17 protein-coding genes and 2 pseudogenes are annotated in these 19,289 nt (G+C 36.8%); 16 read left to right on the forward strand and 3 right to left on the reverse strand.

The window, feature by feature from the left end:
• From HMPREF2979_RS10000 to HMPREF2979_RS10005, 8 genes and pseudogenes are all read left to right on the forward strand, one after another.
• Positions 1-253, forward strand: a 253-nt coding sequence (locus HMPREF2979_RS10000) for an LURP-one-related/scramblase family protein (RefSeq protein WP_398584212.1), incomplete at its 5' end; no start/stop codon positions are given.
• Between the two features lie 24 nt (positions 254-277).
• The gene (alaS, locus tag HMPREF2979_RS01795; RefSeq protein WP_070654819.1) at positions 278-2,896 is read left to right on the forward strand and encodes an alanine--tRNA ligase; all 2,619 of its coding nucleotides are present in this window, start codon (positions 278-280) and stop codon (positions 2,894-2,896) included.
• A 176-nt stretch (positions 2,897-3,072) separates the two neighbouring features.
• Complete coding sequence (locus HMPREF2979_RS01800; RefSeq protein ID WP_070654821.1) at positions 3,073-3,996, forward strand: helix-turn-helix domain-containing protein; 924 nt, start codon at positions 3,073-3,075, stop codon at positions 3,994-3,996.
• A 138-nt stretch (positions 3,997-4,134) separates the two neighbouring features.
• Positions 4,135-4,827 carry a DUF6287 domain-containing protein gene (locus HMPREF2979_RS01805; protein ID WP_070654823.1) on the forward strand — a complete coding sequence of 231 codons (693 nt, stop codon included), beginning with the start codon at positions 4,135-4,137 and terminating at the stop codon, positions 4,825-4,827.
• A 640-nt stretch (positions 4,828-5,467) separates the two neighbouring features.
• Positions 5,468-8,023, forward strand: coding sequence for an SH3 domain-containing protein (locus HMPREF2979_RS01815; protein ID WP_070654825.1), 2,556 nt, complete (start codon positions 5,468-5,470; stop codon positions 8,021-8,023).
• Between the two features lie 201 nt (positions 8,024-8,224).
• Positions 8,225-8,977, forward strand: a complete 753-nt coding sequence (locus HMPREF2979_RS01820; RefSeq protein WP_070654827.1) for a response regulator transcription factor — start codon at positions 8,225-8,227, stop codon at positions 8,975-8,977.
• A 135-nt stretch (positions 8,978-9,112) separates the two neighbouring features.
• Complete coding sequence (locus HMPREF2979_RS01825) at positions 9,113-9,778, forward strand: DUF6287 domain-containing protein (RefSeq protein WP_070654829.1); 666 nt, start codon at positions 9,113-9,115, stop codon at positions 9,776-9,778.
• Between the two features lie 78 nt (positions 9,779-9,856).
• Positions 9,857-10,797 (forward strand): annotated as a pseudogene (locus HMPREF2979_RS10005) (IS3 family transposase); the annotation flags it as partial.
• Positions 10,798-10,937: 140 nt separating this feature from the next.
• Here HMPREF2979_RS10005 and HMPREF2979_RS10010 read toward each other — a convergent pair.
• Positions 10,938-11,386: pseudogene (locus HMPREF2979_RS10010) on the reverse strand (transposase); the annotation flags it as partial.
• A 183-nt stretch (positions 11,387-11,569) separates the two neighbouring features.
• Between HMPREF2979_RS10010 and HMPREF2979_RS10205 the strand changes: the two are divergent.
• From HMPREF2979_RS10205 to HMPREF2979_RS01860, 6 genes are all read left to right on the forward strand, one after another.
• On the forward strand, positions 11,570-11,692 hold the full coding sequence (locus HMPREF2979_RS10205) for a putative RiPP precursor (RefSeq protein WP_148132219.1): 123 nt from the start codon (positions 11,570-11,572) through the stop codon (positions 11,690-11,692).
• A 180-nt stretch (positions 11,693-11,872) separates the two neighbouring features.
• Positions 11,873-12,589, forward strand: coding sequence for an ABC transporter ATP-binding protein (locus HMPREF2979_RS01840; RefSeq protein ID WP_070654833.1), 717 nt, complete (start codon positions 11,873-11,875; stop codon positions 12,587-12,589).
• Positions 12,579-13,370: a hypothetical protein gene (locus HMPREF2979_RS01845; protein WP_070654835.1), complete on the forward strand. Its 792-nt coding sequence runs from the start codon at positions 12,579-12,581 to the stop codon at positions 13,368-13,370. The genes HMPREF2979_RS01840 and HMPREF2979_RS01845 overlap by 11 nt, the downstream gene beginning before the upstream one ends.
• A complete protein-coding gene (locus HMPREF2979_RS01850; RefSeq protein ID WP_070654837.1) occupies positions 13,367-14,074 on the forward strand; it encodes a hypothetical protein in 708 nt (235 codons plus the stop codon). The genes HMPREF2979_RS01845 and HMPREF2979_RS01850 overlap by 4 nt, the downstream gene beginning before the upstream one ends.
• A 30-nt stretch (positions 14,075-14,104) precedes the next feature.
• A complete protein-coding gene (locus HMPREF2979_RS01855; protein ID WP_070654839.1) occupies positions 14,105-14,788 on the forward strand; it encodes a response regulator transcription factor in 684 nt (227 codons plus the stop codon).
• Positions 14,773-15,876, forward strand: coding sequence for a sensor histidine kinase (locus HMPREF2979_RS01860; RefSeq protein WP_070654841.1), 1,104 nt, complete (start codon positions 14,773-14,775; stop codon positions 15,874-15,876). Before HMPREF2979_RS01855 ends, HMPREF2979_RS01860 begins: the two co-directional genes overlap by 16 nt.
• Positions 15,877-16,265: 389 nt before the next feature.
• Here HMPREF2979_RS01860 and HMPREF2979_RS10590 read toward each other — a convergent pair whose 3' ends face one another.
• Positions 16,266-16,622 (reverse strand): IS30 family transposase, encoded by a 357-nt coding sequence (locus HMPREF2979_RS10590; RefSeq protein ID WP_398584213.1) that lies wholly within the window; start codon positions 16,620-16,622, stop codon positions 16,266-16,268.
• A 12-nt stretch (positions 16,623-16,634) separates the two neighbouring features.
• Positions 16,635-16,970: a helix-turn-helix domain-containing protein gene (locus HMPREF2979_RS10595; RefSeq protein WP_398584214.1), complete on the reverse strand. Its 336-nt coding sequence runs from the start codon at positions 16,968-16,970 to the stop codon at positions 16,635-16,637.
• A 210-nt stretch (positions 16,971-17,180) separates the two neighbouring features.
• Here HMPREF2979_RS10595 and HMPREF2979_RS01870 point away from each other — a divergent pair, with 210 nt between their 5' ends.
• Positions 17,181-17,915 carry a response regulator transcription factor gene (locus tag HMPREF2979_RS01870; RefSeq protein ID WP_070654843.1) on the forward strand — a complete coding sequence of 245 codons (735 nt, stop codon included), beginning with the start codon at positions 17,181-17,183 and terminating at the stop codon, positions 17,913-17,915.
• The gene (locus HMPREF2979_RS01875) at positions 17,912-19,231 is read left to right on the forward strand and encodes a sensor histidine kinase (RefSeq protein ID WP_070654845.1); all 1,320 of its coding nucleotides are present in this window, start codon (positions 17,912-17,914) and stop codon (positions 19,229-19,231) included. The genes HMPREF2979_RS01870 and HMPREF2979_RS01875 overlap by 4 nt, the downstream gene beginning before the upstream one ends.
• The last annotated feature ends 58 nt before the right edge of the window (positions 19,232-19,289 follow it).

Raw genomic sequence — 19,289 nt, forward strand, 5'->3', positions numbered from 1 at the left:
AAAAAAATTAACCTTTCTTCGTGATAAGTATGATGTCGATAATCTTGGCTTGCGAATAGAGGGTAATATTTGGGATTTGGATTTTCAACTGCTTAATAGTCAAAATCAGGTAGTTGCTAGGATTCAAAAGGAACTCTTCCATCTGACATCGACCTATACTGTTACTGTTTATGAAAATTCATACGCCGATTTGGCCATTTCCCTGTGTGTCGCTATCGACTATGTGGAAATGCTCGAGAATAGCTCAAAATAAAAAACAATTAATTAAGGAGAAACAATGAAACAACTTACTTCAGCACAAATTCGTCAAATGTGGCTTGATTTCTGGAAATCAAAAGGTCACGCTGTTGAACCATCAGCTAACTTGGTTCCAGTTAACGATCCAACCCTTCTTTGGATTAACTCAGGGGTTGCCACTTTGAAAAAATACTTTGATGGCTCTGTGATTCCTGAAAATCCACGTATTACCAACTCACAAAAGGCTATCCGTACCAACGATATCGAAAACGTTGGTAAGACAGCTCGTCACCACACAATGTTTGAAATGCTTGGTAACTTCTCGGTTGGTGACTACTTCCGTGATGAAGCCATCGAATGGGGTTATGAGCTTTTGACAAGCCCAGAGTGGTTTGATTTTCCAAAAGACAAACTTTACATGACTTACTATCCAGATGATAAAGATTCATACAACCGTTGGATTTCTTGTGGTGTTGAACCTAGTCATTTGATTCCAATTGAAGATAACTTCTGGGAAATCGGTGCTGGACCTTCAGGACCAGATACTGAAATCTTCTTTGACCGTGGCGAAGACTTTGACCCTGACAATATTGGTATCCGTTTGCTTGAAGAAGATATTGAAAACGACCGTTACATTGAAATTTGGAACATCGTTTTGTCACAATTCAATGCAGATCCAGCTGTTCCACGTTCAGAATACAAAGAACTTCCTAATAAAAACATTGATACGGGCGCAGGTCTTGAACGTCTTGTAGCCGTAATGCAAGGGGCTAAAACAAACTTTGAAACAGACCTCTTCATGCCTATCATTCGTGAAATCGAAAAAATGTCTGGTAAAACTTATGATCCAGATGGTGACACAATGAGCTTCAAGGTTATCGCTGACCACATCCGTTCATTGGCATTTGCCATTGGTGATGGTGCCCTTCCAGGTAATGAAGGTCGCGGTTATGTCCTTCGTCGTCTTCTCCGTCGTGCCGTAATGCACGGCCGTCGTCTCGGCATTTCTGATGCTTTCTTGTACAAACTTGTTCCAACTGTTGGTCAAATCATGGAAAGCTATTACCCAGAAGTTCTTGAGAAGAAAGACTTTATCGAAAAAATCGTTAAACGTGAAGAAGAAACCTTTGCACGTACCATCGATGCAGGTTCAAGCATGCTTGACGAGCTTCTTGCTAACCTTAAGAAATCTGGTAAAGATACGCTTGAAGGTAAAGACATCTTTAAACTTTACGATACTTATGGATTCCCAGTGGAATTGACAGAAGAGTTGGCTGAAGATGAAGGCTTCAAGATTGACCATGAAGGTTTCAAAGCTGCTATGAAAGAACAACAAGAACGTGCGCGTGCTAGCGTGGTTAAAGGTGGTTCTATGGGTATGCAAAATGAAACCCTCGCCAACATCACTGAACCATCTGAGTTCTTGTATGAAGCTGAAACAGCTGAAAGCCGTTTGAGCGTTATCGTTGCTGATGATGCCCGTCATGATAGTGTTAACTCTGGTCAAGCACTCCTTGTCTTTGAACAAACACCATTCTACGCTGAAATGGGTGGACAAGTAGCAGACCACGGTACGATCTCAGATGCAGCTGGTACAGTCGTTGCGCGTGTGGTTGATGTTCAACGTGCACCAAATGGCCAAGCCCTTCACACTGTTGAAGTTGAAGGCGAACTTGTTGTAGGTGCTAACTACAAACTTGAAATTGACCACACACGTCGTCACCGTGTTATGAAGAACCACACAGCGACTCACCTCTTGCATGCAGCTCTTCATAATATCGTTGGTGATCACGCTGTCCAAGCTGGTTCTCTTAACGAACAAGAATTCTTGCGTTTCGACTTTACTCACTTTGAGGCTGTTACTCCAGAAGAATTGCGTGCTATCGAAGAACAAGTCAACGAAGAAATCTGGAAAGCTACTCCAGTAACAACTATTGAAACAGACATTGATACTGCTAAATCAATGGGAGCTATGGCCCTCTTTGGTGAAAAATATGGTAAGAATGTTCGTGTCGTTTCAATCGGCGACTACTCTGTTGAGCTTTGTGGTGGTACACACGTTGCCAACACTGCAGAAATCGGTATGTTCAAGATTGTCAAAGAAGAAGGTATCGGTTCAGGAACACGTCGTATCTTGGCAGTGACATCACGTGAAGCTTACCTTGCTTACCGTGAAGAAGAAGATGCCCTCAAAGCAATCGCAGCAACACTTAAGGCACCACAATTGAAAGAAGTACCTAACAAGGTTGCTAGCCTTCAAGAGCAGTTGCATGCCCTTCAAAAAGAAAATGCTGCTCTTAAAGAAAAAGCAGCAGCTGCAGCAGCTGGTGATGTCTTCAAAGACGTTAAAGAAGCTAACGGTGTTCGTTACATCGCTAGCCAAGTAGAAGTTTCTGACGCAGGTGCTCTTCGTACCTTTGCTGACCAATGGAAACAAGCAGACTACTCTGACGTACTTGTCCTTGCAGCTCACATTGGCGAAAAAGTTAATGTCCTTGTAGCAAGCAAGTCTAAAGATGTTCACGCAGGTAATGTCATCAAGGTTCTCGCACCAATCGTATCAGGTCGTGGTGGTGGTAAACCAGATATGGCCATGGCCGGTGGTAGCGATGCCAATGGTATCCAAGATCTTCTTTCAGCAGTAGCAGAACAGCTTTAAGATGTGATACAATAAAAGAAACTTGAAAAGGTAGGATGAAAATCCTATCTTTTTCTTTGTAAGTGGTGGTGAAAGTAATGATTGTTTTCATTTCACGATTGAAATAGTGAATACTGGGTGGTATACTATTACAAATCATAAAAATTATAATAGTTTCAAGTAATAGGGAGCTAGCAATGTTTGGACATGACTTTGGTCATCGGTTAAGAGAGTTGAGATTAGCACAAGGACTCACTAAAGAAAAATTTTGTGAAGGGGATGAGGTTTTATCAGTACGGCAATTGACACGTATAGAAACAGGGAAGTCTCAACCTAAACTAGAAACCTTAGAGCACTTGGCAAGACGTCTGAATATATCTTTATCGGAATTGCTTGGAGAGAGAGCTGTAGGCTCAAAGTTGCCGGTAGAATACCTCAATCTCAAATATCAATTGATGCATGCGACTAGTTTAGATAAGCCAAATAATCTAATGAAACTAGACGAAAAGCTGGGTAAAATTATTGATAGCTATTATGATGATTTGCCAGCTGATGAACAGAGGGTTGTTGATATCTTACAGTCAAAACTTTACTCTTATACTTCAAAGACACATCAAAAATTTGGCATGAGCATATTGGAGAAGAGTTTACCATCATTATGTGAGAAAAGGGTATACACTATCAATGATCTACTACTTATAGAACTATATCAAATCTCGTTAGGAGATGGTGATAGTATGAGGTCAGATGGGTTTAGTGAAGGGACTTTTTATACTATTTGTAGAAATCTAATAAATAGTTATGATAATATTCCCACGGAGTATTTATTTTTACTTAGGGATGCCTTATTAGTGGTTCCAATAGTTGAATATGAACGAAAAAAGTTTCATTTATCGGAAGTAGCATTCAATCAACTGCATCGCATTATGGAGGAAACTCAAGATTATCAGAAAAAACCAATTTTGAGAATGCTAGAGGGACAGTATCTATATGTTGTAAAGAATGATATTTTTGAGGCTAAAAAGGCTTATCAAGAAGGGATAATCTTGGCTAGATTATTAGGAGATACCACTTTAGCTGACATCATATCAGAGAAAATGAGAGATGTTATGAAAGAATAGAGCAGGACATACGTGTCCTGTTCTTTTTTTCTAATATGCAGTATATTATATTCATAAGAAGAACTAAAGAATATAACTTATTTCATCGAGATTTTTGAAAATGACACAGTCTAAAATAGAGTATTAAGGAGAATTATTATGAAACCTGCTACAAAACGTTTCACAACTTTAACCGCACTCGCTTTAACTTCCGTTCTATTACTTGGTGCATGTGGTAATAACAAGAAGGAAGCCACATTAACATCGAGCTCTAGTAAGGTTAGTCAGAAAGTGAAATCGACAAAACCATCCTCAAAAGAAAAAGCGAAGAAGTCTGAGAAAAAGACAAAATCTTCTAGTTCAGAAGAAGTATCAAAAGCGACCTCTGGAGAAAAGGATTCACAACCATCAGCCGGAAATGTTGCTGGATCTGCTCAACAAGAAGTTGCCCCAACAAATCCTAGTGAAGAAACAGCTGGAGTAAATCAAGGAACTCCTACAGAACAACCATCTGCTTCATCGGAACAAACACCAGCTACCACAGTAGTTGATGCTACGGCAATGGCTAATGGTGATTTCTCTAGTGTTGCTGGTACCTATCAAAATGACCTAGGGGACACAATTACAGTATCCCCATCCGGTAGTGTAACCCGTGTTGGTGCTGAAAGTGGTTATAGTGATACAAGTAGTCAGCTCTTTAATGGTTTTGCTCAAGATGGCGGTTATGTAGCAGGATTTGCTCATAATGATGGGCCAACCAGTGACCCAATTTTCTTTGATAGTAATGGACAGATTCGTTTCGGTTCTGATGCGATATATGGTCGGATGCATGTTTACAATAAATTAGATTAATGGTATTGTCCCTCGGTACTTAAGAAAAGGAAATTACAAGTAGTAGAAGGAGCACGCTTTAAAAATGTCTCAAAAAGAACATGGAGAAGTGAGAAGTGCTAGTGGTACCTTAAAGGGGACCTATCACTATTTGGATTCTCCCAGTCCCCATTTGTTTCCGTTTGTCTTTATTAGTAACGTAACAGATAGCCTTCAGATGTTTCGCGTGTGTAAGAATGGGAAGCCAATTGCCTTTCCATTACTTCTACCAAATCAGTATAAAATTGTTTACATTAAGGACTTTCAAAATGTTAGCTCCTGCGATGAGATTACAGTGACTGAACATTTAGAAGAATACATCTATGATGAATCATAGTTAGACCAGATTGATACCTATAGTCAAATCAACCCAGAATGAATTAATTAATCTATTCAGATTTGCTTAATGTGTCAAGGAATTAGATGTAGCAAAAGCCCTCAGGTAGCCCTTTGGGCTTTTCTTAATTATAGTTATCTGAAAGAATTAGCTATCAATTTTCTACAAAATAAAGTTTAGTAATATTAATGAAATACTTGTAAAATATTTTTAAAAGAAGTATACTGTAGGTGTGAAAACGGTTCCAAGTTTTATCAAACAGCCTAGAAAGTGAGAGTGATCAAAATGAGGAAGGCATATGTTTTTAAGGAACGCCAACGTTACTCAATACGTAAATATTCTTTTGGAGCTGCATCAGTCTTAATTGGTGCGAGCTTGATGCTTGGTGGACATGCTTTGGCTCAGGAACAAGCCAATAGCGTAAATTCCAACAAGGACTATGAAGTTTTTGTAAATAATTCTGAACCACTTCAAATCGACCAGGCAACTTCAGAAGCTGTTACCGATGTCCTCAATCAACCAGCTTCAAGATCTGAAGCGCCAAGACCTAAGCTTGCCAGCAGTGAAGTTGCTTCTTCTGAAGCTAGTAGTGTAGTAGCTAGCGTGGCTGCTTCTTTGGAAGTACCGGCAGAGGTTGCTCATTCTGCATCTGCTGTCGCTTCTGTTTCTAGATCAGAAGTGGCTACTCCACGTTCTGAAGTGTCATCAGTAGCTAGCTCTGAAGCAGCAAGTGAGACTAACCGTTCAGCAACTTCAGAAGTAGCAGAAACTAGAGTTACTGACCGTGAAGCTGTAGATACTCCTCAACCTGGTGTGGATGGTCCTGTGACTGCTGATGGTTCTCTTGATATTCCATCAAACGGTACTTTCTATTTCCGTCGTACAACTGAAATTCGTACAGCGCCTATCATGGATATCAAACCTACCTTTGTCTTTAGTGCGGGCGACCATGTTATCTATGATAAGGTCTTGAAGAGAGACAATCATCAATGGATTTCTTATATTGGTTATGACTATGAACGCTACTACGCTGATATCGCAGCATTGAAGGCTGAAAACACTAATAGCACCACTGAAGCAACTAGAGATGAAGTCATCCCTGAACGTGGTACTTATTACTTCACTAAACCTGCAGATGTGAAGAATCAACCTAGCTTGACTGCCAAGACTGAGTTTAATTTTGATCCTGGTATGTCAGTTAACTACGATAGATCTTTGCTTGCGGACAACCATCGTTGGATTTCTTATGTGTCATATAACGGTACTCGTCGTTACGTCGACCTAGGTGCTGCTGCAGAGGCTGTAGCTAAACCAAGAGGCGATATCGCTATTGAAAGCCATGACAATGGTGACTTTAGTGTAGTCATCAGTAATGTTTCAGACCAAAACGGTGTCCTCGGGGTATCTGTTCCAATCTGGTCTGAAAAGAATGGCCAAGATGATATCATTTGGTACAATGCAACTCGTCTTAACAATGGTAACTACAAGGTTAACGTCAGTCTAACTGACCATAAGAATGAACGTGGTCTCTACAATGTTCATCTTTACTATGTTGAAACTAATGGTAAATTAGTTGGTGTGGGGGGCACAACTTACACAGTTCCTGCTAAGGTTGAAGAAACTCATACAACTACTAGCTATAGCCTTCCTGACTCAGGAACTTATACTTTCAAAGAACGCTCTAGCATTAAGGCAGAACCTCGTGTAGCAAGCCCAGAGTTAGCCTACTACGATGCTGGTATGTCAGTCAACTACGACAAGATTGTCAGTGGTGATGGTTATGAATGGCTTTCTTACCTCAGCTACAATGGCAACCGCCGTTATGTAGCTGTGGCAAAACTTGCTCAACAAGAAAGCAAACCAAGCGGTACTATCAATATTGAAAACCTCTCTAACCTCGGTTTTGACGTTCATATCACTAATGTTTCTGGTGGTGACAAGGCTATTCAAGGCGTAAGTGTTCCAGTTTGGACAGCTAAAGACGGCCAAGACGACCTTGTATGGCACCAAGCTAGCAGACAAAGTGATGGTAGCTACAAGGTTCGTATCAATGTTAGTGACCATAAGGCTGAAGCAGGTGAATACATTGTCCATCTCTACTATGTCCAAGATGGTAAAATGGTAGGTATCGGAGGCACTAGTACAACTGTTCCAGTTCAAAATGCAACTCGCCACAATCTTCCAGCTTCAGGTTCATATACCTTTACCGCTCGAACTGGCATCAAGACTCAACCTTTGGTAGCCAACCCAGATGTTAGCTACTATGATTCAGGCATGTCAGTCAACTATGACAAGGTTGTCAATAATGACGGCTATACATGGCTTTCTTACCTCAGCTATTCAGGACATCGTTTCTATGTGGCTATCGCACCAACGAGTGTGACTAAACCTGTAGAACAACCTGTTCAACCAAGCACACCATCATCTGGTACCTATACTTTCAAAGAACGCTCTAGCATTAAAGCAGAACCAAGTGTAGCTAGTCCAGAGTTGGCCTACTATGATGCTGGTATGTCTGTTAACTATGACAGATTGGTGACTGCAGATGGTCATACATGGCTCTCTTATGTTAGCCATGGAGGAAACCGTCGTTACATTGCCATTGATGGTAAGGCAACAGCAGTTGCTCAACCAGCAAGTCCAAGCCTAGCTGCGACTGGTACTTATACCTTTACCAAACCTAGCTCTATCAAGGCTCAACCAAGTGTTGCAAGTCCAGAGTTAGCCTACTATGATAAAGGCATGTCCGTTCGATATGACAAGGTCCTTACAGCTGATGGACACACATGGTTGTCTTATGTAACCTATAGCGGTGCAAGACGCTATGTAGATATTTCTTAAGAGTTTTAACATCACTCTCTTTTGAGGGTGGTGTTTTTTGGTTTCAAGAGTTGAATCAATATATTGTTCAATATGTTTTAGAAACATTTGCTGTAAATTAGCGAAAGTTGTAAAATCAAGGTGAAAGTATGGGATTCGTTCTATGAGTAACTAGCATCTTAAGTTATAGAATAAGGATGTTGTAATTAGAGGTGTTCAATTATGTTAGATATTTTTGTTTTAGAAGAAGATTATTTTCAACAAGTTCGTCTTGAGGATGCTATCCATAAGTCTAAACAAATATATATTTTAAGAATTGGGAAGGTCGATTTATACGATAAACCCAATCAATTATTAGAGTGTATTACGGAAAGGGGTTCGCACTTACTGTTTTTTCTAGATATTGCAACTGATAGTGATATCGAAGGGGGAATATTGGTTGCTCAACAGATACGTGAGCGAGATCCTTATGCTAGTATTGTTTTCATCACAGCACATCCCGAACTCCTACCATCAACCTTTCAGTATCGCTTAGCTGCACTTGATTTTATTGACAAGAATTTGCCTGATATTGAATATGAAGATAGGATTATTTCTGATATTGGATTAGCACTTTCTAAAAATGGTCTGAGCCAAATAGAGTGTGCTTTTACTATAGATACAAAGAATGCAACTATACAAGTTCCTTTTCATAAGATACTCTATTTTGAAACATCTCCAACAGTTCATAAGGTGATTCTTCATACAACAGAAGAGCAAATTGAGTTCTATGGTCAATTGTCAAAAATTGTGAAACAAGATTGCAGACTATATAAATGCCATAAATCATTTGTTGTAAATCCCGAAAACATTGTGAGATTGGACAAAGAGTTAGGTATTATTTATTTTGAAAACGGAGAGTCATGCTTGGTTTCAAAAGCTAAACAAAAAGAGATTGTTGCTAAGATGCTTGTTCCAAAAAACATGGCAGTTTGATGTATATAGTATTTTTGTTTTAAAATGTTATTTTCTGATTATGACGAAAAAACGATCTTTTATGACTTCAATGAAAAATTTAGCTGTTTTTGTATTATAATTACCGAGTAAATTATCAGAAAAGGAACACCACTCATGAAAAATACAAGCAAACTTATTGGTTTAGTATTAGCCCTTATCGTAGTTATCCTCGCTATCTTTTTGGTGACTAAATTTAACAGCCATGAATCAGCGCGTGTTAGCACAAGTAGTAGCCCAGCCAAGACGGTCAAGAAATCATCTTCAAGCTCAAGTAAAGCTGTTAAGAAGGATAAGAAATCAGCTCAATCATCATCTTCAGAAGTTTCAAATGAAGAAAATGACAATCAGGCCTCAGCAGTAGCACCTAAGGCTTCTTCTCAAGAACAAGCTCAAGCAGGCGCTACGCAAGGTAGTAAAGTGGCTGAAGCAACAGCTGGAACAGATAATGTTACATCTGAGAAGAACACAAATAACGGTCAATCATCGCTTGACTTTGGTGCCCTTGACAATGGTGATATTAGCTCTCTTGTGGGAACTTGGACTAACGCGAATGGTGAATCAGTTACAATTAATGCTGATGGTACAATTATTAAAAACTCAACAGGTTATACTGCTCAATTGAAGCCTCAAAGAGTTTCAGATAATATTTTCTATGCAGGAGTTTTCTCAGATACAAGCTCAGCTGCATTGAGAGCGATTTCTGGAGGTAGTAACGGCTCTGATTACCTTGTTATTGGTCAGGACCAAACTGCTGAAGGTGTCCCTTATTATCGTAACTAGTACGAAAAAGATTGCTATTTATGAACTGCACCCCAAAAGTTAGACAGATAAAATCTAACTTTGTGGGGTGTTTTTATTATGAAATTGACTTATGAGGATAAAGTTCAAATATATGAACTGAGAAAGCAAGGAGAAAGCTTTAAACGACTTTCAAATCAATTTGGGGTGAATGTTTCTGGTCTAAAGTACATGGTTAAATTAATTGATCGTTATGGAATAAACATCGTTAGAAAGGGAAAGAAACGTTACTATTCTCCTAAATTAAAACGAGAAATGATTGATAAAGTTCTGCTTGAAGGTTGTTCTCAACAAAGTGTTTGTCTGGACTATGGCCTCTCAAATCAAGGATTGCTTAATAATTGGATAGCACAATACAAGAAAAATGGGTATACTATTGTTGAAAAAACAAGAGGGAGACCGCCTAAAATGGGACGTAAGCCAAAGAAGAAACCTGAAGAGATGGCAGCGCTAGAGCGACTTCAAGCAGAAAATGAATACCTGAGAGCGGAGAGTGCTGTTCTAAAAAAGTTGAGAGAACTCCGATTGAGGGACGAGAAAGAGCAAGTAGAAAAACGGAAATTGTTCGAGAATTGGTAACAGAGTTTGCTTTAGAGATTCTTCTAAAGATTATTAAGCTTGCTCGTTCGACCTATTATTACCACTTGAAGCAGCTAGATCAAACGGATAAGAATCAAACTATCAAAACTGAAATTCAAGCTATTTTTACTGAACACAAGGGAAATTATGGTTATCGTCGGATACATTTAGAATTAAGAAATCGTGGTTTTTTGGTCAATCATAAGAGGGTTCAGCGATTGATGAACGTACTCAATTTACAAGCTAGAATCCGGCAGAAACGCAAGTATTCTTCTCACAAAGGAGATATAGGTAAGAAAGCCGACAACCTTATTCAACGCCAGTTTGAAGCTTCAAAACCAATGGAAAAGTGCTACACAGATGTGACAGAATTTGCCATTCCAGCAAGGAGTAAGAAAACTCTTTTTGTTGCTAGTATACTGACTCCAAAAAGTTAGAAATTTAAATAGTTTATTTATGACGAAGTTTTTAGTAATGATAAATTGGAAGAATAAGTGCAACACTTACTTGAACTCATCCTCTAGAGCTTCACAAGTAGTTCTATAAGCTAAACATTCTCCTAAGTTGCTTTTGAGATATTAGAAATTGTGACAGGACTATATTGATAACCATACATTCGATCGATGATATCAACAATTTCTCGAGTTGTTACACCGGTTTAATAACCATCTCTTCCAAGGGGACATCTCGACGTCCATAAGCGGGAAGCAAAGATGGGCTAAAGTTCCCATTACAATCTCTTGGAATGGTTAACTGAACAGTCCCCATATTTGGTTTCAAGTTTCCGTGAATACGTTCCATTGCGACTATTACCAGAATTGTAGCCTGCTTTTTCGTAAGGCTCATACCCTAAAAAGGCTGATAAATCAGCTTGGAGTAGATTATTCTTAGCTGTATCAAGAGAAGAACGGAAAAATTCATCAATATCTTGCTTTGGGGTTAGGATGTTAAGTAAAATCTGTTGGTAAACTGAGCTATAGGAATAAATTTCTTTCTAGTAATGTTTCGCAACTCTACTATAACGGATTTATTCCTTTTTGTGTTTACACAACTTATTTTACACTACCCTTATATCCCACTACTATCAGGAATTGTTTATAAATTTATCTTCTGAAAAAATCTGAATAATCTTTGTTACTATTTTAATAGTCAAGCAGTCTGGACTATTAAATATTGACTTAGAAAGGAAAGTATATGAGTTATACGAAGCCAGTTATAGAAAAAATTTCTACTTTTAAAAATGGTACTGCAGGATTAGTCGCAGGTAGCTTCAGAGATATATTTGGTGGCAGGGCTTTATTTTTAATTAGAATATAATCTATTACCCGGACATATTCATTAAGTTAATATAGTAATTATTATGGAAAACAAGTAATCCACAGAGTGGAGGTGAAAAAAATCTGAAATTTGTTCAATCTTAATCTATTTTCTGATATTTTTCCGAAATTCATATTATAGAATTTAAAAGAACAATTTTTAGCATAGGAGTATCGTATTATGACAAATAAGATTGAAATAAGAGATGTTACAAAAACTCTTAAAGAAGGAGATATATTAAAGAACGTATCCTTTACAGCTGAAGAGGGGGAAGTCACTGCCTTTTTGGGACCGAATGGTGCTGGAAAAAGTTCGACACTACGAATACTTTTGGGTCTGGATAGGGCATCTTCAGGAACTGCTTTAATAGGAGGTAAGAAATATTGTGATATTGAACGTCCTCTTTTAACTGTAGGAGCTTCTTTTGATGGTGTGGGGGCTCCTAGTGATCGAACAGTTTTTCAACATTTGAAAATTGCTGCTGCTAGTAATGGAATAGATTTTTCCAGAATAACAGAGGTGTTATCCATTACTGATATTGAACATAAAAGAAATTCAAAAATAGGCAACCTTTCCTTAGGAGAGGGTCAGAGATTAGGTATTGCAACAGCGCTGTTGGGAAACCCCCAGTACCTGATTTTAGATGAACCTACAAATGGTCTAGATCCTAGTGGAATTAGATGGTTTAGAAATTTTATTAGGGAACAAGCAAGCACTGGTAAGACAGTATTGTTATCTTCACATATACTTTCAGAAGTAGAAGCGGTAACTGATAAGGTTGTTTTTATTGACAAAGGAAGTATCATAGCTTTGGGTACACTTCATAATATATTGAACGGATTTGATAATCTAGAAGATGTTTTCTTTCATTTAACAGGAGGTGACTATGATGAGTAGTATAAAAAGCCATAATACTTTATCAGAGCTATATAAAATTTTTTATAGTAGATCAACCAAAATAGTTTTACCAATTGTTTTTATTTTTCAGCCGTTATTGTCTTATATCAGTTCTAAACAAATTTTAGCAGTTGGATTGAATGCAACCCCTGAAACAAATAGTAGCTTAGTAGAACCAATACCTCCAATTGAGTATATTGGTTTTGAAGCTATACTATTTGGCTTGTTTGCTATGATTATTTTAGGAGCAATTCTTGGAAGTATGGAATATAAAAATAGTTCTTTACGTACCAGCTTGTTATTATGTTCAAATAAGTCAGTATTCTTTATAATAAAATTTTTTGTCACAAGTGTATTTATTTTTGTTGTGTCATTTGTTTCAATCTATTTATCTATTGCAAGTGCACAGTTTGGTTTAGAAAGAGAAGGATTGAGCCCTCTGATACTGAGTAATAATGTTTGGTACTTTATATTGTTAGGATCATTATCGTGGTCGCTACTAACGGTGTTATCCTATTCAATGGCTTTTTATTTTAAATCCTCACTTGGATCATTATTATTCTTATTACCACAAGTCTATAATTTAGGTAGTTTTCTTGCTGACAGAATTCAGCTTGCTAAGTATTTACCAGTATCTTTAGGGCAAGATTTAATTGCAACATCTCCTTTAAAAATCACAACACCAGGACGCAGTGTTTTATTTTTGAGTACTTGGGTATTAGTAATTAGTAGCTTTGCATATTACAAATTTTTGAAAGAAGATGTAGGTAATGTCAGATGAATTCTTTTAGAAGTGAGTATTTAAAGTTTATTTATAATAAATGGTTATTATTGACTGTCCTAGCAACTATAATTTTAGTACCTTTATTTGTTATTTTTTTACATGAAACTCCAAGTTATATAACCGAGGATTATGTTTTAACGCAAATCTTAGAAAGCTTCTATCTCGGACAAGCTGGGATTATTATTATTACAATACTATTTATAGGTCAAGAATTTAACGGTTCAACTTTAAGAAGCAGTTTATTAGCTAACCCAACACGGTGGAAATTCTTTTTTATAAAATTAATAGTAATATTATCAATATCTATATTAGTTTGGAGTCTGGTTGCTTTCTGTACTATTTGCGTAGTATATACTTTTTATGGTCTATTAATTCCCTTACATATTTATACCTTAGCATTAAGAATAATATTGGTATCAATTGGTTTAATATTAATATGTTTTAGTTTAGTTCTTATAACAAGGAGTATAGTTGTTCCAATGGGAATGTCCTTGTCTTTCTTGTTGGGGTTAGGTCAAATGCTTTTGCAATTCAGCGATGCTTTTCTCTACTTCCCGATTATCTCCACTATGAATTCATTTTTTATGATTGAGAATCAATCTTATATCCCTTATACAATAGGTATTGCAATTCAATTTTTATGGGGGATTTTGCTGTTATCTTTCTCTATTTTGCTGTTTAGGAAGAGGAGTGTCCGATAAAAATTTTGTATTTTGTGATAATATTTAGTTATGAAAGAAAAAAAAGTATATCGAATATTAGCAATTGATGATGATGAAAGCATTCTTCGTTTGATAAAGAATTCTTTAGAACGCTCAGAGTTTGAAGTTACGACGAGGAGAGAAGTAGGTAACATAGATATTTGTTCATTTATTGGCTTTGATTTAATTTTATTAGATATTATGATGCCGATTGGTGGTTTAGAAATTTGTAAATCCATTCGAGAACAAATCGATGTACCGATAATTTTCGTAACAGCCAAGCAATTGGATAGTGATTTGGCTAGCGGGGTAAAGGCTGGTGCGGATGATTATATAAAAAAACCATTTAGTATTACAGAATTAGTTGCTCGTGTTAGGATGCATATCCAAAGGGAGGAAAGAACTCGTAAAAATAATAAAGAAATATGTACAAAGAATTTGATAATTAATGTCAGCAATCAAGAAATCTTAATTGAAGAAGAGACTATATCATTGACAAAGCGAGAATTTACAATTTTATATACTTTAGCAAGCAACCCGAAGAGAGTATATTCCGTTGAGGAGCTCTATGAGAGAATATATCCGTCGGAATCAGATGCACAATTTCGTTCTATTGCAGAGTATATTTATCAAATTCGTTCAAAATTAAAACCCTTTTCAATTAATCCGATCAAGACACAGTGGGGAGGCGGATATAGTTGGAACGAAAATTAGATTTTAAGGCTTTAGTAAAAAAGACGCAGTGGACAATTGTTAAACAATTTTGTTTGAATGTAATAGTAGCCTATATTTTTCCTATATCGACTATTTCTATTGATATTCATTCAGAAAATCAGTCAATCGCTAGTGGCTTGTTAGGGCTATTATTTAATGTTTTTTCATGGGTTTATATTTGTATATCTTTGATTATTATAGTTTCTATTAATATTAAAGCTTTGTTAACAAGAGTAAAGCAAGAAATGGAGATTGTTTATCATGGTAGCATGTGGCTAACCTCTGTAAACAATTCATCGAATTTAACAATTCTTGAATTCATAGAAACAAATAAACACATTGAATTAATGCAACAAAGAATTAAAAATATGATTCAGGTAGAGAAAGACCAAAAGGAGGATATTCTCTTTAAAGTTTCAGCGATGGCACATGACTTGAAGACACCTTTGACTGTAATTAAAGGAAACTCGGAATTGTTGCAATTGGCACCTTTATCAGGTGTTGATGTTCAATGTCTTAAAGACATTGAGAGAGCAAGTAACCAATTAGATAGCTATTTTAATCAGTTAATCAACTACTCTAAAACTTTTTACTCTTATCAGATTTCTTTCCATCAGTATCGTATTAGTAATTTATCCAAAATACTGGAACAAGAGTGTGAATACCTTATTGGAGATAACATTGACTACAAGTATAATTCGAAGATAGACCGAGACTGTAATATTGAATTGGATTTAGATTTAATAATCCGTTCGGTGGCAAATATTGTTAATAATGCAATGGCTTATGCAGACGATTCTAAAAAGAGAATCAGAGTTATCTTTGAGTTAGAAGATGGTAGTATTGCCTTAAGTATTTGGAATAATGGTTCTAAATTTTCTGATGATGTTTTAAAAAATTTTGGAAAATTATTTTATCGAGAAGACACTAGTAGAAATTCACAGTTTGAACATTTTGGAATAGGTTTGGCATTTGTAAAACAAGTAATGAGCATTCATTCTGGTGATATACAACTGCAAAATAAGGAAAAAGGGGCTATGGTTAAATTAATTATTCCTATAAAAAATAGTGATAACACCTATGCTTGAATATCGTAATCTTGAATTCTATGAAGTTCATAAAGTAAGCATATTGATAATAATTATTTCAAAATCTTTGCAATTAGCACTCATAACTGATTTATTCGGCTCTTTTCCACCATTTGTCAAGTCTATCAAGGCTTTAAGTAAAGATAAATTGCATGAATGAGTGCAACATTTACTCGAACTCTTCTATTAGAGCTTCACAAGCAGTTTTCTAAGCTAAATATTTTCGTGATTGATGAATAAAGCCTTGTTCAAATCCTCCTCACAGATAGCGGCTAAATCTGTTTTCTTTGGGAAATATTCTCTTAGTAAGCCATTTGCGTTTTCATTGCTTCCTCTCTGCCAAGATGTATAGGCGTCCGCAAAGAAAAAGGAAATTCCTAAGTTCTCTACTAGAGGATAGCAGGCAAACTCTTTTCCCTGTCTGAAGTGAAGGTTTTAAGAGCCTCTTTTGGAAATAGATTACAGAGTTGTTCGATGGCTGAAAACATGGATTTGGCTGTTCTATTTGGTATCTTGAAAACTAAGTAAAAGCGAGTTTTCCGCTCTAGGAAGGTCGCTAAACAGCCCTTGCTTTTGCCTCTGGAAGATACCACAGTATCGAGCTCCCAGTGACCAAAGGTCTCACGATTCCTGACCTCTTTAGGACGTTTGGCAATCGACGTGCCAATCCTAAATGTCCCACGTGTTTCTTTGGGTTGTCGAGTCTTCCCTTTACGACGAAGGACGCTTAAATCCAGATCAATCAAACCAGTATAGAGTCAGTTATAGATAGTTTTAAAAGCTACCATTGGCTTTTGTTCAAGCTGATAGCGGCCATAAATCTGTTCAGGCGACCAGGAGGATTTTAAACAGTTCTCCATTTCCTTTTTTAACTCTGGTGTCAAACGAGATTTTCGACCTTTTTGTTTAGCCTTGTGGTCGTACTGTTCCTGTGCTAAGGCTGCAGAATAACCATTTTGACATCGTTTTAACTCTCTTGAAATGGTAAACTTATGGACGCCAAGTTTACTTGCAATTTGGCAAGGTTTCAATCCTAATTCTAAGTAGGTTTCTATCGTTATTCGGTCGGTTATGGTAAGATGGGAGTAGCTCATAGTTTTTCCTCGGGTTCTTTTGTGTGGTTACTTACAGTTTACACCAATGAAACGCTATGAGTTTTTTTGTTGCACTATATTTTACAATTTATCATAAAATAAATAAAAAGACAGATATCTTTCATTTTAGATAGAGTAAGATTAAATCCTTTATGGAGTAGAGATATCTACCTATAGTGATTTTTATTACAATTCTGAAGGAGTTATGCCATGCTTAACATCTATGTTTTAGAGGATCATTTTATCCAACAAAATCGTATTGAAGAGGTTATTCATACGATTCTTAAGAAAAATAACATTAAAGTGGGTGACTTTGAGGTTTTTGACAAACCCAATCAACTGTTAGAGTCTATTACCGAACGGGGGTCTCATCAGCTCTTTTTCTTGGACATTCAAATTAAAGACGATACTAAAAAAGGTTTGGAAGTGGCTAAGCAGATTCGCAAGAATGACCCCTATGCCAATATTGTTTTCTTCACGACCCATTCAGAGTATCTGCCCTTAACTTTTCAATACCAATTGGCAGCTCTAGATTTTATTGATAAGTCTTTGGAGGGGAAGGACTTTCAAAAGCGTGTGGAAAGTATTATCTTATTAACCTGCAAAAAGATACAGAGTCAGAATCCAGAAGATGCTTTTCGGATTGAGAATGTAAAGACCGTTATTCAGGTTCCCTTTCATGATATCTTGTACTTTGAGACGTCAGATATTGTTCATAAGGTTATCCTTTATACTAAAGAGGAGCAGATTGAGTTTTATGGCAGTCTCTCACAAATCGAAAAGAGTGACCCTAGACTGTTTAAATGTCATAAGTCCTTCCTAGTTAATCCAGAAAATATCATCAAATTAGATAAAAGTACGGGGACGGTCTATTTTGAAAATGGTGGCGTTTGCTATGTTTCAAAATTGAAACTAAAGAGATTGATTGAGAGAATTGGACGATGACAGCGATTAATTTTGTGTTGGATAATCTAGACTTTTTAGCGGAGATTATCCTCTTTATTCTCATTTATCAATACATTACCTCCGAGAAGATAAAGTTAAGATGGTATATCATCATCCCCTTGATTATCCGATTTTTGTTTGTGCTTTCTCCAGCCCTATCCTATGTTTTAGGGCATGCCTTCTTGGTTGTTTATTCCTTCTACAGAAATCGTTATGGCAATAGGTTATTAGATATTTTCTATGGCTTGTTTCCAATCGTCATAGAAAGTCTTGTTCACAATCTTATTATTTATGGGATTGCCTTAGTCATCAATCGTCATTATATGATAGTACTTAACCATTTCCATTTAAACCTTGTCATTGAGTTGCTAGTCTTTCCTGTGTTTTGGTTAATCATTAAGACCTTAAAAGTAGATTTCAAAGCATTGAACTATGGTTTTAGAAAGTCATTTTCAAAGTACTTTTTATTGCTTATAGATATATCAATGTTATCTTATGCCCTCCTTCTCCAATATATTACCTTTTTTGTGCAACAGAGCCCTGGAGGAAGAGATTGGCATGTTTATCTCGTGGTGACTTATGCTTTACTCTTTCTTGCGACCCTTGTTTATATCAATGCGACCTTCAGTGAGAGGCTAAAAGAAGAAGTCCTACTCCAAAAAGATAGGCAAATGAGTGATTTGGCTCATTATAGTCAACAAATCGAGAGACTCTATACTGATCTTCGTCGATTTAGGCATGATTACCTAAATGTTTTGTCTAGTATCAAATATGGCATTGACTCCAAAGATATAGCTATCATTTCCGATATCTACGATAATATCCTTGAAAAAACAAAGACTCGGATTGAGGGAAAACAGTACGAAATTGCCAACCTGATTAATATTAAAGATGAAGCCGTTAAAGGTGTCTTGGCTAGTAAAATCTTGGAAGCACAGGGACAGTCTATTACCGTTCATCTTGAGGTCAGCGACGTCTTTGAAGTATCAAGGATGGAATTGTTGGATTTCATAACAGTGCTCTCCATCTTCTTGGATAATGCTATTGAGGCTAGTTTGGATAGCAGTACTAAACAAGTGAACGTTGCTCTTATCAGTGGAGAGACAAAGGTAGTAATAGTGGAGAATACCATTGCTCAAGAATCTATCAATACAGTCGGTATCTTTAAACTTGGCCGCTCAAGTAAAGGAGAGGGACGTGGTATAGGTCTGTCCACTGTTCGAGAGATTTTAGGGAAGTACCCTAATTGTTCTTTGTCAACACAATCTAAAGACTATCGTTTTAAACAGACGCTAAAAATAGAAGATGTGGTTTGATTATGACGAAAAAACGACTGTTTATGACTTCAATGAAAAATTTATCTTTCTATATATT

Source organism: Streptococcus sp. HMSC078H12 (genome assembly GCF_001814615.1).
Classification (GTDB): domain Bacteria; phylum Bacillota; class Bacilli; order Lactobacillales; family Streptococcaceae; genus Streptococcus; species Streptococcus salivarius_F.

Coding starts and splice junctions, on each gene's coding strand:
- HMPREF2979_RS01825 (WP_070654829.1), top strand. CDS start 9,113: ATGAAAAATACAAGCAAACTTATTGGTTTAGTATTAGCCCTTATCGTA.
- HMPREF2979_RS01800 (WP_070654821.1), top strand. CDS start 3,073: ATGTTTGGACATGACTTTGGTCATCGGTTAAGAGAGTTGAGATTAGCA.
- HMPREF2979_RS01805 (WP_070654823.1), top strand. CDS start 4,135: ATGAAACCTGCTACAAAACGTTTCACAACTTTAACCGCACTCGCTTTA.
- HMPREF2979_RS01820 (WP_070654827.1), top strand. CDS start 8,225: ATGTTAGATATTTTTGTTTTAGAAGAAGATTATTTTCAACAAGTTCGT.
- HMPREF2979_RS10595 (WP_398584214.1), bottom strand. CDS start 16,970: ATGAGCTACTCCCATCTTACCATAACCGACCGAATAACGATAGAAACC.
- HMPREF2979_RS01870 (WP_070654843.1), top strand. CDS start 17,181: ATGCTTAACATCTATGTTTTAGAGGATCATTTTATCCAACAAAATCGT.
- HMPREF2979_RS01845 (WP_070654835.1), top strand. CDS start 12,579: ATGATGAGTAGTATAAAAAGCCATAATACTTTATCAGAGCTATATAAA.
- HMPREF2979_RS10205 (WP_148132219.1), top strand. CDS start 11,570: ATGAGTTATACGAAGCCAGTTATAGAAAAAATTTCTACTTTTAAAAAT.
- HMPREF2979_RS01840 (WP_070654833.1), top strand. CDS start 11,873: ATGACAAATAAGATTGAAATAAGAGATGTTACAAAAACTCTTAAAGAA.
- alaS (WP_070654819.1), top strand. CDS start 278: ATGAAACAACTTACTTCAGCACAAATTCGTCAAATGTGGCTTGATTTC.
- HMPREF2979_RS01855 (WP_070654839.1), top strand. CDS start 14,105: ATGAAAGAAAAAAAAGTATATCGAATATTAGCAATTGATGATGATGAA.
- HMPREF2979_RS01815 (WP_070654825.1), top strand. CDS start 5,468: ATGAGGAAGGCATATGTTTTTAAGGAACGCCAACGTTACTCAATACGT.
- HMPREF2979_RS01850 (WP_070654837.1), top strand. CDS start 13,367: ATGAATTCTTTTAGAAGTGAGTATTTAAAGTTTATTTATAATAAATGG.
- HMPREF2979_RS01875 (WP_070654845.1), top strand. CDS start 17,912: ATGACAGCGATTAATTTTGTGTTGGATAATCTAGACTTTTTAGCGGAG.